This window comes from Burkholderia sp. 22313, assembly GCF_052045245.1.
GTDB lineage: Bacteria > Pseudomonadota > Gammaproteobacteria > Burkholderiales > Burkholderiaceae > Burkholderia.
The window spans coordinates 119,532-139,861 of record NZ_JBQEON010000010.1; the positions used below are offsets into that span (position 1 = coordinate 119,532).

The window sequence follows — 20,330 nt, forward strand, 5'->3', positions numbered from 1 at the left end:
TCACGCTCCATGACGCGGATCGAAGACGTCGCGCAGCCCGTCGCCGAGCAGGTTGAACGCGAGGCTGACGAGCAGGATCGCGATGCCGGGCAGCGTCGCGACCCACCAAGCGTCGAGCAGCACGTTGCGGCCCGACGCGACCATGAAGCCCCATTCCGGGCTCGGCGGCTGCGCACCGAGGCCGAGGAAGCCGAGGCCGGCGACGGTCAGGATGATGCCGGCCATGTCGAGCGTCGCGCGCACGATCACCGACGACATGCACAGCGGCATGATGTAGCGCAGCAGGATTCGCGGGCCCGACGCGCCTTGCAGCCGCGCCGCGTGGATGTAGTCGGCCTGCGCGATGCGGATCGTTTCCGCGCGCGCGAGCCGTGCATATGCGGGCCACGCGGTGATCGAGATCGCGACGACCGCGTTGATCACGCCCGGCCCGAGCGCGGCCGCGAACGCGAGCGCGAGCACGATCTTCGGGAACGCGAGCGCGATGTCGGTGAAGCGCATCAGCACGCTGTCGACGAAGCCGCCGCAGTAGCCGGCGGTCATGCCGATCAGCAGGCCGATCGGCACGACGATCACGACGACGAGCAGCGCGATGCCGAGCGTGAGGCGCGAACCGGCGATCATCCGCGAAAGGATGTCGCGGCCGAGCTGGTCGGTGCCGAGCCAGTGCGACGTCGAACCGGGCGGCAGCAGGCGGTCGGGCAGCACCTGGTGCAGCGGGTCGTGCGGCATGATCAGCGGGCCGACGATCGCGACGACGATCAGCGCGACCAGGATCGCCAGACCGAACAGGTTGAGCGGATTGACCGCGAAGCGGCGCCAGCGGCGGTACGCGAGGCCGAGCGCGGCCTGCGAGCGCGACGCGGGCGCATCGGACAGAAGCCACGCGCGCAGCGTGAGACGCTCGGCATTCATGATTGGACGGCCTTCGGCATGGACGGGGAAGGAAGCAGGGGAAACACGGTCATGTCGACGCAGCCCTCAGCGTGCACGCGGATCGAACACGCGGTACAGCGCGTCGGTCAGCAGGTTGACGGTGATGAACATCGCGCCGATCACGAGCGTCGCGCCGAGCACCGCGTTCATGTCGGCGTTCAGCAGCGCGCCGGTCAGGTACGAGCCGATGCCTGGCCACGCGAACACGATCTCGGTCAGCACCGAGCCCTCGAGCAGGTTGCTGTAGGTGAGCGCGATCACGGTGAGCAACGGCACCGCGATGTTGCCGAACGCATGCCGCCAGATCACGCGACGCTCGGACAATCCCTTCGCGCGCGCGGTGACGATGTATTCCTGGCTCAACTGGTCGAGCATGAACGAGCGCGTCATCCGGCTCAGGTACGCGACCGAGTAGTAGCCGAGGATCGCGGCCGGCAGCGCGATGTGCGACACCGCGTTGCGGAACACGTCCCACTCGCCCGCCAGCGCCGCGTCGATCAGCAGGCTGCCCGTGCGCGGATCGACCATCCCGTCGTACACGGGATCGAGCCGGCCGGGGCCGCCGACCCAGTGCAGCCGCGCATAGAACAGCAGCAGCCCCATCAGCCCGAGCCAGAACACCGGCACCGAATTGCCGATCAGCCCGACGAAGCGCGCGATGTGGTCGATCGGCCGGTTGTGCTTCACCGCGGCCGCGACGCCGAGCGGCACGCCGATCGCGATGCCGATCACCGTCGCGATCGTCGCGAGTTCGAGCGTGGCCGGAAACACGCGCCGGATGTCGTCGAGCACCGGGTTCGACGTCAGCAGCGACATGCCGAGATTGCCGTGCAGCACGTCGCGCGCGTAGATCAGGAACTGCGTGACGAGCGGCTTGTCGAGGCCGAGCGCGATGCGCTCGGCCGCGTATGCCTCGGCCGACGCGCGATCGCCGAGGATCGCGAGCACGGGATCGATCGGCACCTTGCGGCCGATCACGAAGGTCAGCGCGAGCAGCCCCGCGAACGTGACGGCGAGCGTGAGCGCCCAGCGCAGCACGCGCAGCGCCCAGCGGACGGCCGGGCGCCGCGCGGGCAGCGTGCGCAGTGCTTCGAGGGAGGAGGCGGGAGTCGACATGCGGCGAATCTTATGGCTTCTTCAGGTTACGGTACGACACGAGATCGTTGATCGGTCCGACTTCGAGCCCGCTCACGCCGGGCCGCGTCGCGACCTGCGCGACCTTCTCGAACATGATCACGAACGGCGAGCGCGCGAGCACGGCCTTCTGCATCGCCTGATACCGCTGCGCGCGTTGCGCAGGCGACGGCTCGGCGAGCGCGGCGTCGGTCTCCTTCGTCAGTTGCGGAATGTCCCAGCTGTTGCGCCAGGCCAGCATTTTATAGCTCGACTTGTCGGAGTTGTCGGGGTTCCATGCAAAACCCTGCGCGTTGCTGTGCGGGTCGATATAATCGGCCGACCATTCGCCGATGTAGATGTCGTGCTGGCGCGCGCGGTATTTCGCGAGCGTCTGCTTGTTGTCGCCGGGGATCAGCTGCACCTTGATGCCCGCTTGCGCGAAGTTCGCCTGCACGGCCTGCGCGATCTCCGTGTACGGATAGTCGTTGCGCACGTCCATTGTCACCGCGAAGCCGTTCGGCACGCCGGCCTTCGCGAGCAGCGCCTTCGCCTTCGCGACGTCGAGCTTGTACGGATTCGCATTCAGCGTGCCGAGGAAGCCTTCGGGCAGGAAGGTCTGGTGCACCTGGTAGGTCGTCTTCACGACGTTGGCCTGGATCCCCGCATAGTCGACCAGCCACTTCAGCGCTTCCTGCACGTCGGGTTTCGCGAGCGTCGGATTCCTCGTGTTCAGGCCGAGATACAGCAGCGTCGCCTGCGGCGAGGCCGTGACCTTCGCCTTGCCGGACTTCACGACCGCCGCGAGATCGTCGGGGCTCAGGTCGCGCGCCGCGTCGACATCGCCGTTTTCCAGCAGCAGGCGCTGGCTCGCCGCTTCGGGCACGTGGCGCAGCACGATGCGCTTCATCGCGAGCGGCAGCCGGTAGCCGTCGAAGCGCTGCAGCACGATGCTGTCGCCGGGCGACCACTTGACCAGCTTGTAGCCGCCGGAGCCGGCCTCGTTGGTCTTCAGCCACGCGTTGCCGAAATCGTTGCCCTGCTGGTGCGACAGCAGCAGCTTCCTGTCGACCACCGACGCCGGCCACGAGCCGAGCACGTTCAGCACGAAGGTCGGCGCGTACTTGTGGTCGGTCGTGATCGACACCGTCTGGTCGTCGAGCTTCTTCACGTTCGCCGCGACGTTCGCCTTCGTGAGGCCGATGCCGGTCAGCACCGCGGCCGGGCCCTTGTCGAGCAGCACCGCGCGCTGGATCGACCAGGCGACGTCGTCGGCCGTCAGCGGGTTGCCCGAGTGGAACTTGAGGCCAGTGCGCAGCTTGAACGTATAGGTCAGCCCGTCGGGGCTCGCCGTCCACGACTGCGCGACGTCGCCGTTGAATTTCGACGGATCGCGCAGGTCGACGCGCACGAGCCGGTCGTAGGTGTTCGCGACATACTCCTCCGGCACCAGCTCGTAGATCTCGCCGGGATCGAGCGTCGTGAATTCGTCGAGCAGCGTGGCCATCACGAACATGTCCTTCGGCGTTTCCGCGTGCGCGGCCGAAAGCGGAACGGCGGCGAGCACGGACGCGGCGGCCAGCGCCGCGACGAGCCGGGAGGTCGGGAGTTTCATGAGCGTTTCTCCTTCTGTCGTTGAAGTCGTGGAACGTGAACGTGCATGAACGACGGTGCGCGGGTGGTCGTTACATCAGCCGCCACGGGCCGCTCGCCGCGTTGTCGATCTGCGGCAACGCGCGCGAGCCCGGCAGCTCGTAGTGCCACCACTCGCTGTCGATATGTGCGAAGCCGGCCGCGTGCATCACGCCGAGCAGCAGCAGCCGGTTGCGCTGCACGGCTTCGGGCAGCCCCGCGTGGAAGTGGCCCGACGCGGCCACCATCTCGTCGAAGCCGGTGCCCATGTCGAGCGGCTCGCCGTTTGCGCCGATGAGCGTCAGGTCGAGCGCGGTGCCGCGGCTGTGGTTCGAGCCGCGGCCGAGATCGGCGATGAAGTTCGGATCGGGCAGGAAATCCCACAGCACCTGCTGTGCCTGCGGCGGCCGGTACGCGTCGTAGATGCGCAGCGTGAAGCCGGCCTGCGCGGCGACGTCGACCGCACGGCGCAACGCGGCTTCGGCCGGCTCGAGCAGCAGGCAGTGCGCGCGGCGGTAGATCGGCTTGCCGGTCAGGTTGCGCGCGGTCGCGTAGACGAGATCGATCTCGACGCGATGCGTGGCGGGCGTGATTTCGACGAGGCGGGAAGGGTTCATTGGCGGTCGGGGGCGCTCAGGATTCGCTCAGGATTCGAATTGGTCGAACGTGTGCTGCAGTTCGCGGTTGCGCGCGACGCGCCGGTCGATCGCGGGACCGAGGCGGTCGACCACGGCGGTGATCAGCAGGTTGAACAGGCAGGTGAGCGGCGCGAGCGAATCCCAGAACTGGCCGACGTCGGTTTTCACCTGCAGCAGGTCGGCCGGCCATTCGCGTGCCCACGGGCAGTACAGGTCGGTGACCAGCGCGAACGGCTGGCCGCGTTCGGCGGCCGCCTGGCAATAGCGGCGCGCGCTGCGCGAATAGGCGCGCGTATCGGTGACGATGCAGTACGGCCGCTCGAACTCGGAATTCAGCGAATCGACGTACGAGCCGGATTGCCCGTCGGAATAGAACACGCGCGGGCGCAGGTATTCGAGATAACTGCTGAACGCATTGCTGATGCCGCGGGTCGACTGGATGCCGAGGATGAACACGGCGTCGGCATGCGCGATCCGGTCCGCGACCTGCGCGAACACCGGTTCTTCGGCGAGTCGGTACACGTGGCGGATCGCGTCGAGTTCGCGATCGAGCGACGAGGCCAGCGTGCCGTCGCTGCGCGCGTGGTCACCGTTGCCGGCGGCCGTGGGCATGGCGGCGGTGCGGCGGTATTCGTCGAGGCGATCGGTGATCATCCACGGGCGGTCGCTGCCGCCGCGCAGTTCGCGCTTCAGGTCGTCGAGGTTTCGATAGCCGACGCTGCGCAGGAAGCGCCCGACCGAGATGCCGCTGGTGCCGGCCTGCTGCGCGATCTGGCCGGCGGTTTCGAGCCCGAGCCGGTCGAGATTCGCGAGCATGTAGCTCGCGATGCGCTTCGCGGTCGGCGTCAGCTCGGCAAAGCGGGATTCGACGGTATGGGCGAACGCGCAGGTCATCGGACGGTTAGATATTTGTCATCGGATGATTCGGTGTCATCCATCTAACAAAGCCAAAATCATCCGCGCCAGCAGATAAAAACTATGGATGGATGATGGGTGATAGGGATAGGTGACATTCCCAGGGAAGAGATTGCGGTAGCGAAAAAATATTTCTGACAGAAATATTTTGCGTTTATCTCTGGCGGGAATAATTTGCGTTTATGCCTGTCGGAGATATACTGCATTTATTCGCCAACTGGACCTGCGCCGTGAATCTCATCGTCAATACCCCTGGGCAGCTGGGTGAAATCCTGTCCTCCGCGCGTCAGGCCAAGGGGCTGACGCAAGCCGAGGCGGCGGCACGCATCGGCGTCGGCCAGCCGCGCCTGTCGTCGCTCGAGACCACGCGCACCGCAAGCCTGTCCCTTAGCCAATTGCTCGAATTGACCGCGCTGTACGGCCTCGAGCTCAGCATCCGCACGAAGGACGGGCGTGCCGCTTCCGACGTCGAGTGGTAAGCGATGGGGCGCAAATCACACACGCGCGCGCTATCGGTCTGGGCCAACGGGCAGCGGGTCGGAACATGGCGCATTCCGGCGCGCGGCGACATGGAGTTGCTGTACGACATCGGCTGGAAGCAGTCCGATGCCGGGCGTCCGTTGTCGCTGTCGCTACCGTTCGGCATCGGCGACGCGCCGTTGCGCGGCGAACGCGTGAACCACTACTTCGACAACCTGCTGCCCGACAGCGACGCCATTCGTCGCCGGCTGGCGTCCCGGTTCGGCACGGCGACGATCGAGCCGTTCGATCTGCTCGCCGCGCTGGGCCGGGATTGCGTCGGCGCGGTGCAGTTGCTCGGCGAGGATGAAACACCGACCGGCCATGACCGGATCGACGGTACGCCGTTGTCCGACGACGAGGTGGCACGCGTGCTCGATCAGGCGAGCGGGGTGGCGGGCAGTGCGCAGGATGACGACGACTTCCGCCTGTCGCTGGCGGGCGCGCAGGAAAAGACCGCGCTGCTGTTTCACGACGGGCGATGGATGCGCCCGCATGGCGCGACGCCGACGACGCATATCCTCAAGTTACCGCTCGGGCTGGTGGGCAACAAGCGTGCGGACCCCACGGCATCCGTCGAAAACGAGTGGCTGTGCCTGGCGATTCTGCGCGCGTTCGGCTTGCCGACGGCGGAGGCCGACATCGTGCGTTTCGGCGCACACACGGTGTTGTCGGTCGCGCGTTTCGATCGTGCGCTGCATCGTGACGGCGGATGGCTGTTGCGTTTGCCGCAAGAGGATTTCTGCCAGGCACTCGGCGTGCCGCCGCATCTGAAATACGAATCGCAGGGCGGCCCCGGTGTACCCGATCTGGCCGCGATCCTGCGCCGGTCGGAAACGCCGCAGGCCGACCTCGACACGCTGTTCACCGCGCTGATCGTGTTCTGGATGCTCGCCGCACCCGACGGGCATGCGAAGAACTTCAGCCTGCGCCTGCTGCCCGGCGGCCGTTTTCGCCTGACGCCGCTTTACGACGTGATGTCGATCTGGCCGGTGGAGGGGGATGGCGCGAACCAGTGGTCGTGGCACAAGGCGAAGCTCGCGATGGCCGTGCACGGCAAGCGCAAGCACTATGCGATGCGCGACATCACGCGACGGCACTTCAGCGCGATGGCCGAACAGTGTCTGCTCGGCGATATCGCGACGCCGATCGTCGAACGGCTCGTCGCCACGACACCGCACGTGATCGAATCGGTCGGCGCGGCGCTGCCGGCAGGGTTTCCGGCGAGGATCGCCGAACGCGTCCTGGGCGGATTGCGCTTTGCCGCCGAGCGCCTCGCCGACATGCCACGCACCTGACGTCGGGCGGCCACCCCCGCCGCATCTCCAACCGCTGACTGCTGGATGTCCGGCGCCTTGCGCAGCCGGCGTTATTTTGCCAGCGTCCGGTACGACACCAGATCGTTGATCGGTCCGATCTCGGGGCCGGTCGTGCCGGGGCGCGTCGCGACCTGCACGACCTTCTCGAACATGATGATGAACGGCGAGTTCGCGAGCACGGATTTCTGCAGCGCCTCGTAGCGCTGCGCGCGCTTCGCGGGCGACGGCTCGACGAGCGCGGCCTCGGTGTCCTTCGTCAGTTGCGGGATGTCCCAGCTGTTGCGCCACGCGAGCATCTTCGTCGTCGACCGGTCGGAATTGTCAGGATTCCACGCGAAGCCGCGTGCGTTGCTGTTCGGGTCCATGTAGTCGGGCGACCATTCGCCGATGAAGATGTCGTGCTGGCGCGCGCGGTACTTGCCGATCGCCTGCTTCGCATCGCCCGGGATCAGCTTCACGCGGATGCCGCCTTGCGCGAAGTTCGCCTGCAGCGCTTGCGCGATCTCGATGAATGGATAGTCGTTCGGCATGTCCATCGTCACGTCGAAGCCGTTCGGCAAGCCGGCTTTCGCGAGCAGCGCCTTCGCCTTCGCGACGTTGAGCTTGTACGGGTTCGCGTTCAGCGTGCCGAGGAAGCCTTCCGGCAGGAAGGTCTCGTGCACCTTGTAGGTCGTGCTGACGATGTTGCGCTGGATGCCGTCGTAGTCGACGAGCCACTTCATCGCCTGCTGCACGTCGGGTTTCGCGAGGTTCGGGTTCTTCGTGTTCAGGCTCAGGTACAGCAGCGCGGACACCGGCCACGACGCGACCTTGATCTTGCCGGCCTTGGTCAGCGCGGCGAGGCTGTCGGGGCTCAGGTTGCGCGCGGCGTCGACGTCGCCGTTTTCCAGCAGCAGCCGCTGCGCCGACGCCTCCGGCACGTGGCGCAGCACGACGCGTTTCATCGGGTACGGCGCGCGGTACTTCTCAAAGCGCTGCAGCACGATGCTCTCGTTCGGCGTCCACTTGACGAGCTGGTACGGGCCCGAACCCGCGTCGTTGGTCTTCAGCCAGCCGCTGCCGAAATCGTTGCCCTGCTGGTGCGACATCAGCAGCTTCTTGTCGAGGACCGACGCCGGGCATGCGCTCAGCACGTTGAGCACGAAGCTCGGCGCGTACTTGCGGTCGGTTTCGAGCACGAAGGTCTGCGGATCGACCGCGCGCACCTTCTGCATCACGTTCGCCTTCGTGAGGCCGAGATCGGCGAGTACGCCCGCCGGGCCCTTGTCGAGCAGCACGGTGCGCTGCAGCGACCAGGCGACGTCGTCGGCGGTGACCGGGTTGCCGGAATGGAACGCGAGGCCGGGGCGCAGCTTGAACGTGAAGGTGACGCCGTCGGCGCCGACCGTCCAGGACTGCGCGATCTGTCCGTTGAATTTCGTCGGGTCCTTCAGATCGACCCGCACGAGCCGTTCGTAGGTGTTCGCGACGTACTCGGACGGCACGAGCTCGTAGATTTCGCTCGGATCGAGGGTCGTGAATTCGGCGAGCTGGGTGGCGACGACGAAAATGCCGGGCGGCGTCGCGGCCTGCGCCGGCAGCGCCGGAACGAGTGCGACGAGCGCGGCGCTGACGAACAGCCGGGACAGCAGATGCTTCATGCGGGCTCCGTGGGAAGGGAATCGTGGTGCGATTCTCTCATCGACGGCGGCCCGGATGAAAATATTCGATGGGCGCGCAACGGCGCTCGGGGGGGCGCGGCTTGCGGGCCGGGCGCCTGGCGCCGGCGCCGGTCAGATCACGCAGCGCGCGATCGCGAAGCGCATCGCTTCCTCGGCCGGCTCGCTGCCCGAGCCGCGCACGACCTTGACGACGGAGCCGTTGCCCGACGGCGTGAGCGTGACGAAGTACGAGCGCGACCCGACCGTGATGTCGGTCACGCCGTTGTGCTGCGACCGCTCGGTGCCGGACAGGCGGCTGTCGAGGCAATTGGCGATCGCATGGGCCGGGCGTGCCGACGACACGTAGATCATCGGCGCCGAGCCGGACGCGGCCGAATCGGACGACGGCGCGGAACCGCAGGCGGCGAGCAGGGCGGCGGGAAGGAGCAGCAGGAATCGTTTCATGATCGGGATCGTCGTGTGTCTCGTGTCGAGGCTGGGGCGCGGGGTACGCGAAACGCGGAGCTTCGCGACGAAACCGCCGGGATCGTGCCGTTCTTGACGGCCGATGCGGGAGGCGGCTGACGTCGAAGTATACCCGCGGCACTTCACACGAACGACCTGCTGAAACGATTCGATACAACAACAAGCACCCGCTGTCGCGCGGCGGCAGCGGGCGTTTCAGGCGATGGCGAATCGACGTGTGCCGGCCTTACTGGCCGATCGTGTGGCTGACCGCATTTTCCTGCTGGTTCAGCACGTGCTTTTCGCTCTGCGTAATGTGGCCGCGATCCTGCCCGGCCATGTCCCGCTCTTCCTGGCGGATCTTGCGGTCGTCACGGTGCAGGCGCGCGGCCTGGGCGTGCGACATCTCGCCTTCCTTCACTTCGTGATGGATCCGGCGATTCTGGTTGGCGAGGCGCTGGTTGACCTCTTCGCGGCGCGCATGTGCGTGCTGCCACGGCGTGTCGGCGAACGCGGTGCCGGTCAGCACCGACATCAGGGTGGCGGCGATCGCGAGATGGCGGGTAAGGGCTCGCATGCGGTTTTCTCCTGTCGTTGCGCGTCACGAAACGTGTGCGCTTGTCGAAAAAACGCGCCGCGGGCCCCGGCTGTTGACGTTTCTGGCTGTATCGATTGCAAGTCTTTATTACGTTCGCGGACAGCGAATAGCGAGCACGCGTGATAACACCAACGACAGCGCCAACGACAGCGCGCCCGCTGCCGCCGCATCCGCATCGCCGCCACCCGAGCGCGACGGCTTGGTGATCCAGATCAGCGGAATGATCGCGATGAAGATGATCGCCGACACGTAGAAGATGTCGTTCAGCCCCATCACGGCCGCCTGCGAATCGACGGACGCGTTGAAGAACGCGAGCGCCGCATCGGGGCTCAGGTGCAGCAGCGACCGCGCCGCGTCGATCTGCTGCGCGAGGATGGGATTGCCGGCGCTCGCCTGTTCGGTGAGCCGCACATGATGCAGGATCGTCCGGTCGTTCCACGCATTGCTGATCAGCGACGTGCCGACCGCCCCGCAGAACGTGCGGCCGAAATTCGACAGGCCGGCGGCGGCAGGGATCTTCTCGGGCGGCAGCCCGGACAGGATGATCGCCGTGAGCGGCACGAAGAACATCGCCATCGGAATGCCCTGCAGCAGCGTTGGCAGCACGAGATCCCAGTGCGACACGTCCGAATAGAACGCCGTGCGCATCATGAACACGACCGCGAAGCCGATGAAGGCGAGCGTCGCGAGGTAGCTGGGATCGGTGCGCGGCAGGATGCGCCCCATCACCGGCGTCAGCACGATCGCGAAGATCCCGAGCGGCGCGGTGGCGAGGCCGGAATCGATCGCGCGATAGCCGAGATAGCCCTGCATCCACTGCGGCAGCAGCACCAGCGTGCCGAAGAACATCCCGTACGCGACCGAGATCGCGATCGTGCCGCCCGCGAAGTTGCGCTGCGTGAAGAGCCGCAGGTCGACGATCGGATTGGCCGCGGTCAGTGTGCAATTTCATCCTGTTGCCCGCGGTGTCGAGCTTCGAGATGCTCGCGTACACCATCGGCGTGTTCATGATCGGCACGGGGCTCGCGCTGCGTCATCCGCGCACCGCCGCGCTGGCGGATTTCGCGGGGCTCGAACGGAGCTGCGGCGCCGCCGCGCACGGCGGCTTCCTGCGTGGTCGCAGCGACTGAACGGCGCGAAGGTGGCCGGGTGCCGGAGGTTCAGGTGAGCCGATACGCCGGACCGGGCGTCACTTCGGCCGGCGCGGCCGCGCGGTGCAGCAGCACCGGCACCGACTTCGACGTCGGCGTGTTGCACACGTCGCCGACGCTGTCGAGCGGCACCAGCGGGTTCGTTTCCGGGTAGTACGCGCCGATGCAGCCGCGCGGGATGTCGTATTCGACGAGCAGGAAGCCTTCCGCGCGCCGCTCGATGCCGTCGTGCCACACGGTTTCCATGTCGACCCAGTCGCCGGCCGCCAGGCCGAGCATCGCGAGGTCGTCGCGGTTGGCGAACACCACGCGGCGCTGGCCGTACACGCCGCGATAGCGGTCGTCGAGCCCGTAGACGGTCGTGTTGTACTGGTCGTGCGAGCGCGTCGTCATCAGCGTCATCAACCGCTCGCCGTGCAGCGCGCGGGCGCGCTGGATCGGCGTGTCGGCCGGCAGCGCGTGCGCGATGAAGTTCGCCCTGGCGGTCGGCGTGAGCCACTCGCGATCGCGCGACGCCACGCGCAGGTGGAAGCCGCCCGGCCGAGCGATGCGCGCGTTGTAGTCGTAAAAGCCGTCGAGGGTCGCCTCGATCGCGTCGCGGATCTTCGCGTAGTCGTCCTTGTACGCGAGCCAGTCGATCTTGCCGCTGCCGAACAGCGCGTGTCCCATGTGCGCGACGATCGCCGGCTCCGACATCAGGTTCGCCGACGCCGGCTTGTTCATCCCGTACGACACGTGGACCATGCTCATCGAGTCCTCGACCGTCACGCCTTGCGCGACGTTGTCCTGCAGATCGATCTCGGTGCGGCCGAGCGTCGGCAGGATCAGCGCGTCGCGGCCGTGGATCAGGTGGCTGCGGTTCAGCTTGGTCGTGATGTGCACCGACAGATCGCAGCGGCGCATGCCTTCCCACGTGCGCGGCGTGTCGGGCGTCGCCATCGCGAAGTTGCCGCCGAGGCCGATCAGCACCTTCACGCGGCCTTCGAGCATCCCTTCGATCGTCTCGACGACGTCGTAGCCGTGGTGACGCGGCGGTTCGAAGTCGAACACGTGGCCGAGCCGGTCGAGGAAGGCCTGCGACGGCTTTTCCTCGATGCCGACCGTGCGGTTGCCCTGCACGTTCGAGTGGCCGCGCACCGGGCACAGGCCCGCGCCGGGGCGGCCGATGTTGCCGCGCATCAGCATCAGGTTGGTCAGCATCTGCACCGTCGCGACCGAATGCTTGTGCTGCGTGATGCCCATGCCCCACGTCGCGATCACGCGCTCGCTGCGCGCATACAGTTGCGCGAGGCCGTCGATCTGCTCGTAGGGCACGCCGCTCTCGGCGGTCAGCGCGGACCAGCTTTCGTTGCGCAGATCGTCGGCGAACGCGTCGAAGCCGGCCGTGTGCTCGCCGATGAACGCGGTGTCGAGCACGCGCGGCGCACCGGCGGCGCGCGCGGCGTCGTCGAGTTCGAGCACGCGCTTGGCCATCCCCTTGATCAGCGCGAAGTCGCCGCCGATCGTCGGCTGGATGAACGTCGACGCGATCTTCGTGCCGGACATCGTCAACATCTCGAGCGGGCTTTGCGGATCGGCGAAGCGCTCGAGCCCGCGTTCCTTCAACGGGTTGATCGACACGATCGTCGCGCCGCGCTTCGCGCATTCGCGCAGCTCGCCCATCATCCGCGGATGGTTGGTGGCCGGGTTCTGGCCGAAGATCAGCAGCGTGTCCGCGTGCTCGAAATCGTCGAGCGTGACGGTGCCCTTGCCGACGCCGACCGACGCCGGCAGCCCGCGGCTCGTCGCCTCGTGGCACATGTTCGAGCAGTCGGGGAAGTTGTTCGTGCCGTAGCGGCGCACCAGTAGCTGGTACAGGAAGGCCGCCTCGTTGCTCGCGCGTCCGGACGTGTAGAACGCGGCCTGGTTCGGGTCCGGCAGCGCGCGCAGGTGGCGCGCGATCAGTTCGAACGCGTCGTCCCACGCGATCGGCACGTAGCGGTCGGTCGGGGCGTCGTAGACCATCGGGTCGGTCAGGCGGCCGTGCTGTTCCAGCTCGAAATCCGTCTGTTCGAGCAGCTCGGTGACGGTGTGCGCGGCGAAGAATTCGGGCGTCACGCGCTTGCTCGTCGCTTCCGCGGCCACGGCCTTCACGCCGTTCTCGCAGAATTCGAACGTCGATGCGTGCTGGCGGTCGGGCCATGCGCAGCCCGGACAGTCGAAGCCGTCCGGCTGGTTCTGGCGCAGCAGCGTGCGGTAGTTGCCGCCGGTGACCTTTTCCTTGATCAGGTTGATCGTGACGGCTTTCAGCGCGCCCCAGCCGGCGGCCGGGTGGGTGTACGGTTCGATGCGCGCGGCGGCGGATTTCTTTCTCATGATGCGTGATGCACGTGTCAGGGTCGATGCACGCAGAGTACGTGCGGCGCCCCGGCCGCTGTGTGTACACCTTTCATCTTCAAAAAAGAGTACAGTTGCGCCCAATCAAGCAGTGCGGACCCGAACTGTGTTGTTGAAGCGACGTTGAAAGGGAGGCGCGTGAAGCGTTACGAACAACTGGCCGACGATCTGCAGGCGCAGATCGAGCGCGGCGTGTACCGCCCCGGCGAGCGGATTCCGTCGGTGCGGCAGGCGAGCCGGCAGCAGCAGCTCAGCGTCACGACCGTGCTGCGCGCGTATCTGGTGCTGGAGAGCCGCGGCCTGATCGAGAGCCGGCCGCAGTCCGGCTATTTCGTGCGGGCGCGGGCCACGTTGCCGGCCGAGGCCGAGCTGCACGTGTCGGCGCCGGCCGCCGAGCCGTCGGCGGTGGACGTGAGCCGGCTCGTGCTGTCGACGCTGCGCTCGATCTCGCGCGACGACGCGGTGCCGCTCGGCTCGCCGTATCCGGACGCATCGCAGTTCCCGGTGCAGCGTCTCGCGCGCTACGCGCAGGCGATCGGGCGGCGCCGCACGCGCTGGGGCGTGATCGACGACCTGCCGCCCGGCAACCAGGAACTGATCCGCCAGATCGCGCGGCGCTACGCGGAGCGCGGGATCGCGGTCGAGCCGGGCGAGATCGTGGTGACGATCGGCGCGACCGAGGCGATCAATCTTTGCCTGCAGGCGGTCGCCAAACCCGGTGACACGATCGCCGTCGAGTCGCCGACGTTCTACGCGATGCTGCACGCGATCGAGCGGATGGGCATGCGCGCGCTGGAAGTGGCGACGCACCCGGGCGACGGCATCGATCTCGGCGCGCTCGAACGGATCCTCGAGCGCGAGCGCATCGCCGCGTGCATGGTGATGCCCAATTTCCAGAATCCGCTCGGCTTCCAGATGCCCGATGCGCGCAAGCGCGCGCTCGTCGAGCTGCTCGCGAAGCACGGCGTGCCCGCGATCGAGAGCGACGTCTATCACGAGCTGCATTTCGGCGACACGACGCCGAGCGCGCTGAAGTCGTACGATCGGCACGGGCTCGTGCTGCATTGCGCGTCGTTCACGAAGAGCCTGTCGCCGCGCTACCGGATCGGCTGGGCGATGCCCGGACGCTATCGCGACCAGGTCGAGAAGCTGAAATTCCTGAACACGCTCGCGACGCCCGCGATCGAGCAGCTCGCGATCGCCGAATACCTGAAGTACGACGGCTACGATTTCCACCTGCGGCGCATGCGCAAGCAGTACGCACAGCAGGCGAGCCTGATGAGCGCGATGGTGCGGCGTTTCTTCCCGGAAGGCACGCGGCTGTCGCAGCCGCAAGGCGGGTACGTGCTATGGGTCGAGCTGCCGGCGCAGGTCGATGCGATGAAGCTGTATGCGCTCGCGCTCGCGCAAGGGATCACGGTCGGGCCGGGGCACATGTTCTCGGCGACGAACGATTACCGGCATTTCATCCGGCTCAACTACAGCTATCCGTGGTCGCGGCAGATCGAGGACGCGCTGAAGGCGCTGGGGCGGCTCGCGACCGAGTGCGCGGGGCGGTGAGCGGCGCGATGCGCGGTGGCTGCCCGGTAACTGCCCGGTAACTGCCCGGTAACTGCCCGGTAACTGCCCGGTAACTGCCCGGTAGCCGGCGGCGGCCCGTGGCTGGCCGCCGCGGCATGCATTACTGCGCGTTCGTGGCCTGCAGTTCGGCTTGCACCGCGCCGACCATCCGGCGCATGTCGAAGCCCGACGGGTGCTGGTACACGCGCAACCCGAATTCCGGCAGCACCGCGATCAGGTGATCGAACAGGTCGGACTGGATCGCCTCGTAGTCGACCCAGGTCGTCGTGTCGGTGAAGCAGTACAGTTCGAGCGGAATGCCCTCGGCCGTCAGCGGCAGCTGGCGCGCCATCGACGTCATGTCGCGGCGAATGCGCGGATGGCCCAACAGGTAGTTCGCGACGTACGCGCGAAACGTGCCGAGATTCGTCAGCTGGCGGCGGTTCGCCGGGCAGTCGCCGGCCGCGCCGAGCGTGCCGTTCCATTGCGCGATCGCGTCGACCTTGTCTTCCAGGTAATCCTTCAGCAGCGTCAGGCGCTCGAGCCGTTCGATCTCGTCGTTGGCGAGAAAGCGCACGCTGGTCGCGTCGATGAACAGCGCGCGCTTGATCCGGCGCCCCCCGGCTTCGGTCATCCCGCGCCAGTTCTGGTAGCTCTCGGTGATCAGCTTCCAGGTCGGCACCGTGATGATCGTGTGATCGAAGTTCGCGACCTTGACCGTGTTCAGCGTGATGTCGATGACGGTGCCGTCCGCGCCGGCCGACGGCATCGTGATCCAGTCGCCGATCCGCAGCATGTCGTTCGACGACAGCTGCACGCCGGCGACGAGGCCGAGCAGCGTGTCCTTGAAGATCAGCATCAGCACCGCCGACATCGCGCCGATACCCGACAGCAGCAGGCCGATCTGCTTGCCGGTCGCGTCGCCGATCACGACGAGCGCGGCCGTGATGAACATCACCAGCTTGACGAGCTGCATCGCGCCTTTCAGCGACAGGCGCGGCTGGTCGCGCTGGCTCGTGCGGTGCGCGTGTTCCAGCGCGGACAGCGTCGCGCTGATCGTCATCGACACCAGGAACACGATCAGCGCGAACAGCACCTTGTCGGCGGCCTGCGCGGCAGCGGCCGGGATGCCGGGCACCGCGCCGAGCCCGAGCTTGATCACGACGAACGGCACGATGCGGTTCAGCCACCTGAAGGCGCCGAACTCGAACAGCGCATCGTCGATACGGGTCGCCGACAGCCGCGCGAGACGCGCGACCACGCGGAACAGCAGGAAATGGACGGCGGCCGTGATCGCGCCGGCGGCCGCAAGCAGGATGAGGAGGCCGGCGAGCGGCGCAAACCAGGGTTCGTTCAAGGTCATAAGGTCAGGCAGGGTCATTCGCGTGCGTTGAATCGGCGCCGCGATGCGGCGCGCGCCCGATGAAGGGCACATGAAAGGGACCGTGATTGTGCCATCGGGTTCCGGTCGGGGGCGGGACATGCCAGCCTGTCGTCGGGGCTCCCGAACATCCTCACCGTCGTGCGGGTTGCCGTTGCGTCGTGGCGCCTCGTCGTTCAAGCCGCGCAACATACTGTGTACTTGCCACGCGCGGCCCGCTCGGGGCACGATGCGCGAACGACTTCGCAAACCCCGTTACCCCGTTACCCCGTTACCCGGTCAATCCGCTCAGACACGCATTTCACGCATGCCAGATTCCAACGAAAGCCGGTCGTTTCCCGTGCGGCTGCTGAAGGGCATTCTGCCGATTCATCGCGCGTCGGCCATCCGCGACGTGTTCGCGGGCATCTCGCTCGCATCGATGGATATCCCGCAGGTGCTCGGCTATGCACGCATCGCCGGCATGCCGGCCGTGACGGGCCTCTATACCGTGTTCCTGCCGCTGATCGCGTTCGCGTGCTTCGGCGCGTCGCGGCATCTGGTGGTGGCCGCCGACTCCGCGACCGCGACGATCTTCGCGAGCCGCCTGTCGTCGATGGCGCCACAAGGTAGCGCCGAGTATGTCGCGCTGGCCGGCATGGTTGCGTTGCTGACCGCCGCGATGCTGCTGCTGGCGCGCATCTTCAAGCTCGGCTTTCTCGCCGACTTCCTGTCGCGCACGGTGCTGGTCGGCTTTCTCGCCGGTGTCGGCGTGCAGGTGTCGATCGCGATGCTCGGCGACATGCTCGGGCTGGCCGTGCCGTATCCGGCCTCGCGCAGCGTCGCCCAGCTCGACTACGTCGTCACGCACGCCGTTCATGCGCACCGGCCGACGCTCGCGCTGGCGGTGCTCGTCGTCGTCGCGATTCTCGCGTGCAAGCGCTTCCTGCCGCGCGTGCCGATGCCGATGATCGCGGTCGCGGGCAGCATCGCGGCAAGCGCCGCATTCGGCTTTTCCGCGCATGGCATCGCGGTGCTCGGGCCGGTCGCGGGCGGCTTGCCGCCGCTGCGCTGGCCGTCCGTCACGTGGCAGCAATTCCTCGATCTCGTGCCGGTCGCTGCGTCGTGCTTCGTGATGATCATCGCGCAGAGCGCGGCGGCGGCCCGCGTGTTCGCGCAGCAGTACGGCGAGGACGTCGACACCAACGCGGACATCCTCGGGCTGGCGGCCGCGAACGCGGCGGCGGCGGTGGGCGGCGCGTTCGTCGTCAACGGCAGCCCGACGCAGACCGCGATGGCCGACGGCGCGGGCGTGCGCAGTCAGATCGGACACCTGACGTTTGCGGCGGTCGTCGCGGTGGTGCTGCTGTTCCTGAGCCCGACGCTGCAATACCTGCCGCATGCGGTGCTGGCCGGCATCGTGTTCACGATCGCGCTCGGGCTGATCAACGTGCGCAGCCTCGCGGCGATCCGCAAGGAAAGCCCCGGCGAGTTCACGCTCGCGCTCGGCACCGCCGTGGCCGTCGTGACGGTCGGCGTCGAGCACGGGATCCTGCTGGCCGTTGCGTTGTCGTTGATGCGGCACGTGCGTCACAGCTATCAGCCGCACACGATGGTGCTCGAAGCCGCGCAAGGTAACGGGCGATGGCTGCCGGTGCCGGCGCGACCCGGCGCGATGACGGCGCCGGGGCTGATCGTCTACCGGTTCGGCTCCGACCTGTTCTTTGCGAACGACCATCTGTTCGCCGCCGAAGTGATCGAGCTCGTCGACGCGTCGCCGGTGCCGCTGCGCTGGTTCATCGTCGATGCGGGGGCGATCACCGATCTCGATTACTCGGCCGCGCGGACCCTCACCGATCTCGTCGAGGTGCTGCATGCGCGCCGGATCGGCGTGCTGTTCGGGCGCGTGAACCGCTATCTGCACGCGGACATGGAGCGCCATCGGATCACCGGGATCGTCGGCGCGTCGTGCATCTTCCCGACGCTGCATCAGGCGCTGGAAGCGGCGGGCGTGACGCCGGCCCAGCAGGAGCCGGGTGTGGTGTAGCGGGGCGCCCGTCTCTCAGCGCGAACCGGCTCGCGTGGCGCCCGCCGGCCGTCCGCCCGCGCCGCTCGACCACCGCGGCAGCCGCAGCGTCGTCACGAAGCTTGCCGCATGCAGCGCGCAAAGCAGCCCGAACGCCCATGCGTAGGCCGTGCCGTGCGTGCCGCCCGTCGTCGCCGGTTCGAGCTGCAGCCGCCACGCGAGAAACAGCGTGCACAGGGTCGTGAACGTCGGGCCGCCGAGACGCTGGACGATATTGAGCGACGTCGTCGCCATCGGCAGGTTGCGCCGCTCGACCGACGCATACGCGGCGGAAATCGACGGCACGCCGATCGCGCTTTGGCCCATCCCGCGCAGAAACAGCGCGGGCACGAGCGCGTACGGATCGTAGCCGGCCAGGGCGAGAAACACGAACGGCAGCGTCGCGACGAGCGCGAGCAGCGCGCCGGCGGCGGCCAGCCGGCGGACGCCGAACCGGTTCGTCAGCGCGCCCATCGACGGATAGGTGACGAGCATGCCGAGCCCGAGCGGCGCGAGCAGCCAGCCCATCTCGCCGGGCGAGCGGCCGCACGCTTCGATCAGGAACACCGGAATCAGCATCTGGCCCGCGTAGATCGCGCCATTCGACAGGAACTGCGTGGCGGCGGCCGCGCCGAATACGCGCGAGCGAAACAGCGCGAGATCGATCAGTGCGTGCTCGCCCTTGCGTTGCTCGACGCGCAGGAAGGCCGCGAGCAGCAGCACGGACGCCGCGATCGCGGCGAGGCCGGGCGCGGCGTCGAGCCGCTCCGCGCCATACAGGAACAGCACGAGCGCCGGCGACAGCAGCGCGAGGCCGACCCAGTCGAGTTCGCGCCGCTGCGTTTCGTCGCGGTCGCCGGGCAGGAGTCGCGCGGCCAGCACAAGCGCCAGCGCGCCGACCGGCAGGTTCACGAGAAACAGCCAGCGCCATGACGCGTGTTGCAGGATCGTGCCGGCGACGACCGGGCCCAGGATCGGCGCGATCAGCACGGGCACCGCCGCATAACCGACCACGCGCGCCATCTGCTGACCGGCCACGCGCGCGATCATCATCTGCGCCATCGGCGCGAGCAACCCGCCGCTGATGCCTTGCAGCACGCGGAACGCGATCAGCGATGGCGCGGACCACGCGAGCCCGCACAGCGCCGACGTCAGCGTGAACGCGGAGAAGCACCACAGGTACAGCGCCTTGGCACCGATGCGGTCGACCAGCCAGCCGTTCAGCGGCAGCACCAGCGTGAGCGCGAGCAGGTAGCCGCTCGTCACCCACTGGATCGTCGACAGGCTCGCGTGCAGGTCGGTCGCGAGGCTCGACAGCGACACGTTGACGATCGTCGCGTCGAGCTGCGACAGCAGCGAGCCGAGCGTCGCGACCGCGCTGACTTTCCAGATCGACGCATCGAGCCGGCCGGCCGCAGGGCCCGGCGCCGGCTGGGCGCGCGGGTCGCTCACGCGCCGCGCCGGCCGAGCAGCGCGACGATGTCTTGCGTCGAACCCGTTTCGCCGAGACGCGGGAACAGTCGTTCGACGCTGTTGATGTGTGCGTCCGCGTTCAGGTCCGTCATCGCGTCGACCGCGAGCGTCACGTTGTAGCCGAGTTCGTGCGCTTGCCGGGCGGTCGATTCGACGCCAATGCTGGTCGCGATGCCGGCCAGCACGATCTGCGTGACGCCGGCCGCCTTCAGGTAGGCGTCGAGACCGGTGCCGGTAAACGCACCCCAGGTCTTCTTCGTCACGACGTGGTCGCCCGGCTGGCGGTTCAATTCGGGCACGAGTTCGGCCCAGTCGGCCGGGAACGGATCCTTGCGCGGCGGTTGCTGCGTACGGCCCGGTGCGCCGCCGTCAACGTTGACGAGCACGACCGGCAGGCCGCGGCTGCGGAATGCGTCGAGCAGTTCGCGCGTGCGCTCGATCACCGGCGCGACCGGGTGCGACGTGGGCAGGGCGACGATGCCCTTTTGCAGGTCGATGACGACGAGTGCCGTGTTCGTGTCGAGACGGGTTGTGCTCATGATGTCGATGCTCCGGGAATGGGGCGAAAGG

Annotated in this window: 17 protein-coding genes and 1 pseudogene; 5 read left to right on the forward strand and 13 right to left on the reverse strand. The window is 67.6% G+C overall.

Features of this window, described 5'->3' with window-relative positions; all coding sequences use genetic code 11:
- From nikC to sapR, 5 genes are all read right to left on the reverse strand, one after another.
- On the reverse strand, positions 1 to 915 hold the full coding sequence (gene nikC, locus ACTJKF_RS11010; protein WP_440623565.1) for a nickel transporter permease: 915 nt from the start codon (positions 913 to 915) through the stop codon (positions 1 to 3).
- Positions 916 to 981: 66 nt separating this feature from the next.
- Complete coding sequence (locus ACTJKF_RS11015) at positions 982 to 2,052, reverse strand: ABC transporter permease (protein WP_440623566.1); 1,071 nt, start codon at positions 2,050 to 2,052, stop codon at positions 982 to 984.
- 10 nt (positions 2,053 to 2,062) lie between these two features.
- Positions 2,063 to 3,664: an ABC transporter substrate-binding protein gene (locus tag ACTJKF_RS11020; protein ID WP_440623567.1), complete on the reverse strand. Its 1,602-nt coding sequence runs from the start codon at positions 3,662 to 3,664 to the stop codon at positions 2,063 to 2,065.
- A 70-nt stretch (positions 3,665 to 3,734) separates the two neighbouring features.
- Positions 3,735 to 4,298 carry a D-alanyl-D-alanine dipeptidase gene (gene ddpX, locus ACTJKF_RS11025; RefSeq protein WP_440623568.1) on the reverse strand — a complete coding sequence of 188 codons (564 nt, stop codon included), beginning with the start codon at positions 4,296 to 4,298 and terminating at the stop codon, positions 3,735 to 3,737.
- Positions 4,299 to 4,325: 27 nt separating this feature from the next.
- The gene (gene sapR / locus ACTJKF_RS11030) at positions 4,326 to 5,213 is read right to left on the reverse strand and encodes a sap1 transcriptional regulator SapR (protein WP_440623569.1); all 888 of its coding nucleotides are present in this window, start codon (positions 5,211 to 5,213) and stop codon (positions 4,326 to 4,328) included.
- Positions 5,214 to 5,464: 251 nt separating this feature from the next.
- Between sapR and ACTJKF_RS11035 the strand changes: the two genes are divergently transcribed.
- A complete protein-coding gene (locus ACTJKF_RS11035) occupies positions 5,465 to 5,713 on the forward strand; it encodes a helix-turn-helix domain-containing protein (protein WP_440623570.1) in 249 nt (82 codons plus the stop codon).
- Between the two features lie 3 nt (positions 5,714 to 5,716).
- The gene (locus ACTJKF_RS11040; RefSeq protein WP_440623571.1) at positions 5,717 to 7,051 is read left to right on the forward strand and encodes a type II toxin-antitoxin system HipA family toxin; all 1,335 of its coding nucleotides are present in this window, start codon (positions 5,717 to 5,719) and stop codon (positions 7,049 to 7,051) included.
- A gap of 71 nt (positions 7,052 to 7,122) precedes the next feature.
- Here the strand turns inward: ACTJKF_RS11040 and ACTJKF_RS11045 are convergent, their stop codons facing one another.
- The 4 genes and pseudogenes from ACTJKF_RS11045 to ACTJKF_RS11060 form a co-directional block, all read right to left on the reverse strand.
- Positions 7,123 to 8,712: an ABC transporter substrate-binding protein gene (locus ACTJKF_RS11045; protein ID WP_440623572.1), complete on the reverse strand. Its 1,590-nt coding sequence runs from the start codon at positions 8,710 to 8,712 to the stop codon at positions 7,123 to 7,125.
- A gap of 132 nt (positions 8,713 to 8,844) precedes the next feature.
- Complete coding sequence (locus ACTJKF_RS11050) at positions 8,845 to 9,177, reverse strand: sugar ABC transporter ATPase (protein WP_014899031.1); 333 nt, start codon at positions 9,175 to 9,177, stop codon at positions 8,845 to 8,847.
- Positions 9,178 to 9,424: 247 nt separating this feature from the next.
- Positions 9,425 to 9,754, reverse strand: a complete 330-nt coding sequence (locus tag ACTJKF_RS11055) for a hypothetical protein (RefSeq protein WP_440623573.1) — start codon at positions 9,752 to 9,754, stop codon at positions 9,425 to 9,427.
- 171 nt (positions 9,755 to 9,925) lie between these two features.
- Positions 9,926 to 10,714, reverse strand: a pseudogene (locus tag ACTJKF_RS11060) (MFS transporter); the annotation flags it as partial.
- Between ACTJKF_RS11060 and ACTJKF_RS11065 the strand changes: the two are divergent.
- Positions 10,714 to 10,905, forward strand: a complete 192-nt coding sequence (locus ACTJKF_RS11065; RefSeq protein ID WP_440623613.1) for a hypothetical protein — start codon at positions 10,714 to 10,716, stop codon at positions 10,903 to 10,905. The pseudogene ACTJKF_RS11060 and the gene ACTJKF_RS11065 sit on opposite strands and share 1 nt — an antisense overlap.
- 30 nt (positions 10,906 to 10,935) lie before the next feature.
- Here ACTJKF_RS11065 and ACTJKF_RS11070 read toward each other — a convergent pair whose 3' ends face one another.
- A complete protein-coding gene (locus tag ACTJKF_RS11070; RefSeq protein WP_440623574.1) occupies positions 10,936 to 13,281 on the reverse strand; it encodes an FdhF/YdeP family oxidoreductase in 2,346 nt (781 codons plus the stop codon).
- 159 nt (positions 13,282 to 13,440) lie between these two features.
- On the opposite strand from ACTJKF_RS11070, the gene ACTJKF_RS11075 reads away from it, so the two are divergent.
- On the forward strand, positions 13,441 to 14,862 hold the full coding sequence (locus ACTJKF_RS11075; RefSeq protein ID WP_440623575.1) for a PLP-dependent aminotransferase family protein: 1,422 nt from the start codon (positions 13,441 to 13,443) through the stop codon (positions 14,860 to 14,862).
- 121 nt (positions 14,863 to 14,983) lie between these two features.
- Here the strand turns inward: ACTJKF_RS11075 and ACTJKF_RS11080 are convergent, their stop codons facing one another.
- Positions 14,984 to 16,225: a mechanosensitive ion channel family protein gene (locus ACTJKF_RS11080; RefSeq protein ID WP_440623576.1), complete on the reverse strand. Its 1,242-nt coding sequence runs from the start codon at positions 16,223 to 16,225 to the stop codon at positions 14,984 to 14,986.
- Between the two features lie 325 nt (positions 16,226 to 16,550).
- Between ACTJKF_RS11080 and ACTJKF_RS11085 the strand changes: the two genes are divergently transcribed.
- On the forward strand, positions 16,551 to 18,269 hold the full coding sequence (locus ACTJKF_RS11085) for a SulP family inorganic anion transporter (RefSeq protein ID WP_440623577.1): 1,719 nt from the start codon (positions 16,551 to 16,553) through the stop codon (positions 18,267 to 18,269).
- A 15-nt stretch (positions 18,270 to 18,284) separates the two neighbouring features.
- Here the strand turns inward: ACTJKF_RS11085 and ACTJKF_RS11090 are convergent, their stop codons facing one another.
- Positions 18,285 to 19,739, reverse strand: coding sequence for a DHA2 family efflux MFS transporter permease subunit (locus ACTJKF_RS11090; protein WP_440623578.1), 1,455 nt, complete (start codon positions 19,737 to 19,739; stop codon positions 18,285 to 18,287).
- Complete coding sequence (locus ACTJKF_RS11095; protein ID WP_440623579.1) at positions 19,736 to 20,299, reverse strand: cysteine hydrolase; 564 nt, start codon at positions 20,297 to 20,299, stop codon at positions 19,736 to 19,738. Before ACTJKF_RS11095 ends, ACTJKF_RS11090 begins: the two co-directional genes overlap by 4 nt.
- Between the last annotated feature and the right edge of the window lie 31 nt (positions 20,300 to 20,330).

Coding starts and splice junctions, on each gene's coding strand:
- nikC (WP_440623565.1), bottom strand. CDS start 915: ATGAATGCCGAGCGTCTCACGCTGCGCGCGTGGCTTCTGTCCGATGCG.
- ACTJKF_RS11015 (WP_440623566.1), bottom strand. CDS start 2,052: ATGTCGACTCCCGCCTCCTCCCTCGAAGCACTGCGCACGCTGCCCGCG.
- ACTJKF_RS11020 (WP_440623567.1), bottom strand. CDS start 3,664: ATGAAACTCCCGACCTCCCGGCTCGTCGCGGCGCTGGCCGCCGCGTCC.
- ddpX (WP_440623568.1), bottom strand. CDS start 4,298: ATGAACCCTTCCCGCCTCGTCGAAATCACGCCCGCCACGCATCGCGTC.
- sapR (WP_440623569.1), bottom strand. CDS start 5,213: ATGACCTGCGCGTTCGCCCATACCGTCGAATCCCGCTTTGCCGAGCTG.
- ACTJKF_RS11040 (WP_440623571.1), top strand. CDS start 5,717: ATGGGGCGCAAATCACACACGCGCGCGCTATCGGTCTGGGCCAACGGG.
- ACTJKF_RS11045 (WP_440623572.1), bottom strand. CDS start 8,712: ATGAAGCATCTGCTGTCCCGGCTGTTCGTCAGCGCCGCGCTCGTCGCA.
- ACTJKF_RS11050 (WP_014899031.1), bottom strand. CDS start 9,177: ATGAAACGATTCCTGCTGCTCCTTCCCGCCGCCCTGCTCGCCGCCTGC.
- ACTJKF_RS11055 (WP_440623573.1), bottom strand. CDS start 9,754: ATGCGAGCCCTTACCCGCCATCTCGCGATCGCCGCCACCCTGATGTCG.
- ACTJKF_RS11070 (WP_440623574.1), bottom strand. CDS start 13,281: ATGAGAAAGAAATCCGCCGCCGCGCGCATCGAACCGTACACCCACCCG.
- ACTJKF_RS11080 (WP_440623576.1), bottom strand. CDS start 16,225: ATGACCTTGAACGAACCCTGGTTTGCGCCGCTCGCCGGCCTCCTCATC.
- ACTJKF_RS11085 (WP_440623577.1), top strand. CDS start 16,551: ATGCCAGATTCCAACGAAAGCCGGTCGTTTCCCGTGCGGCTGCTGAAG.
- ACTJKF_RS11095 (WP_440623579.1), bottom strand. CDS start 20,299: ATGAGCACAACCCGTCTCGACACGAACACGGCACTCGTCGTCATCGAC.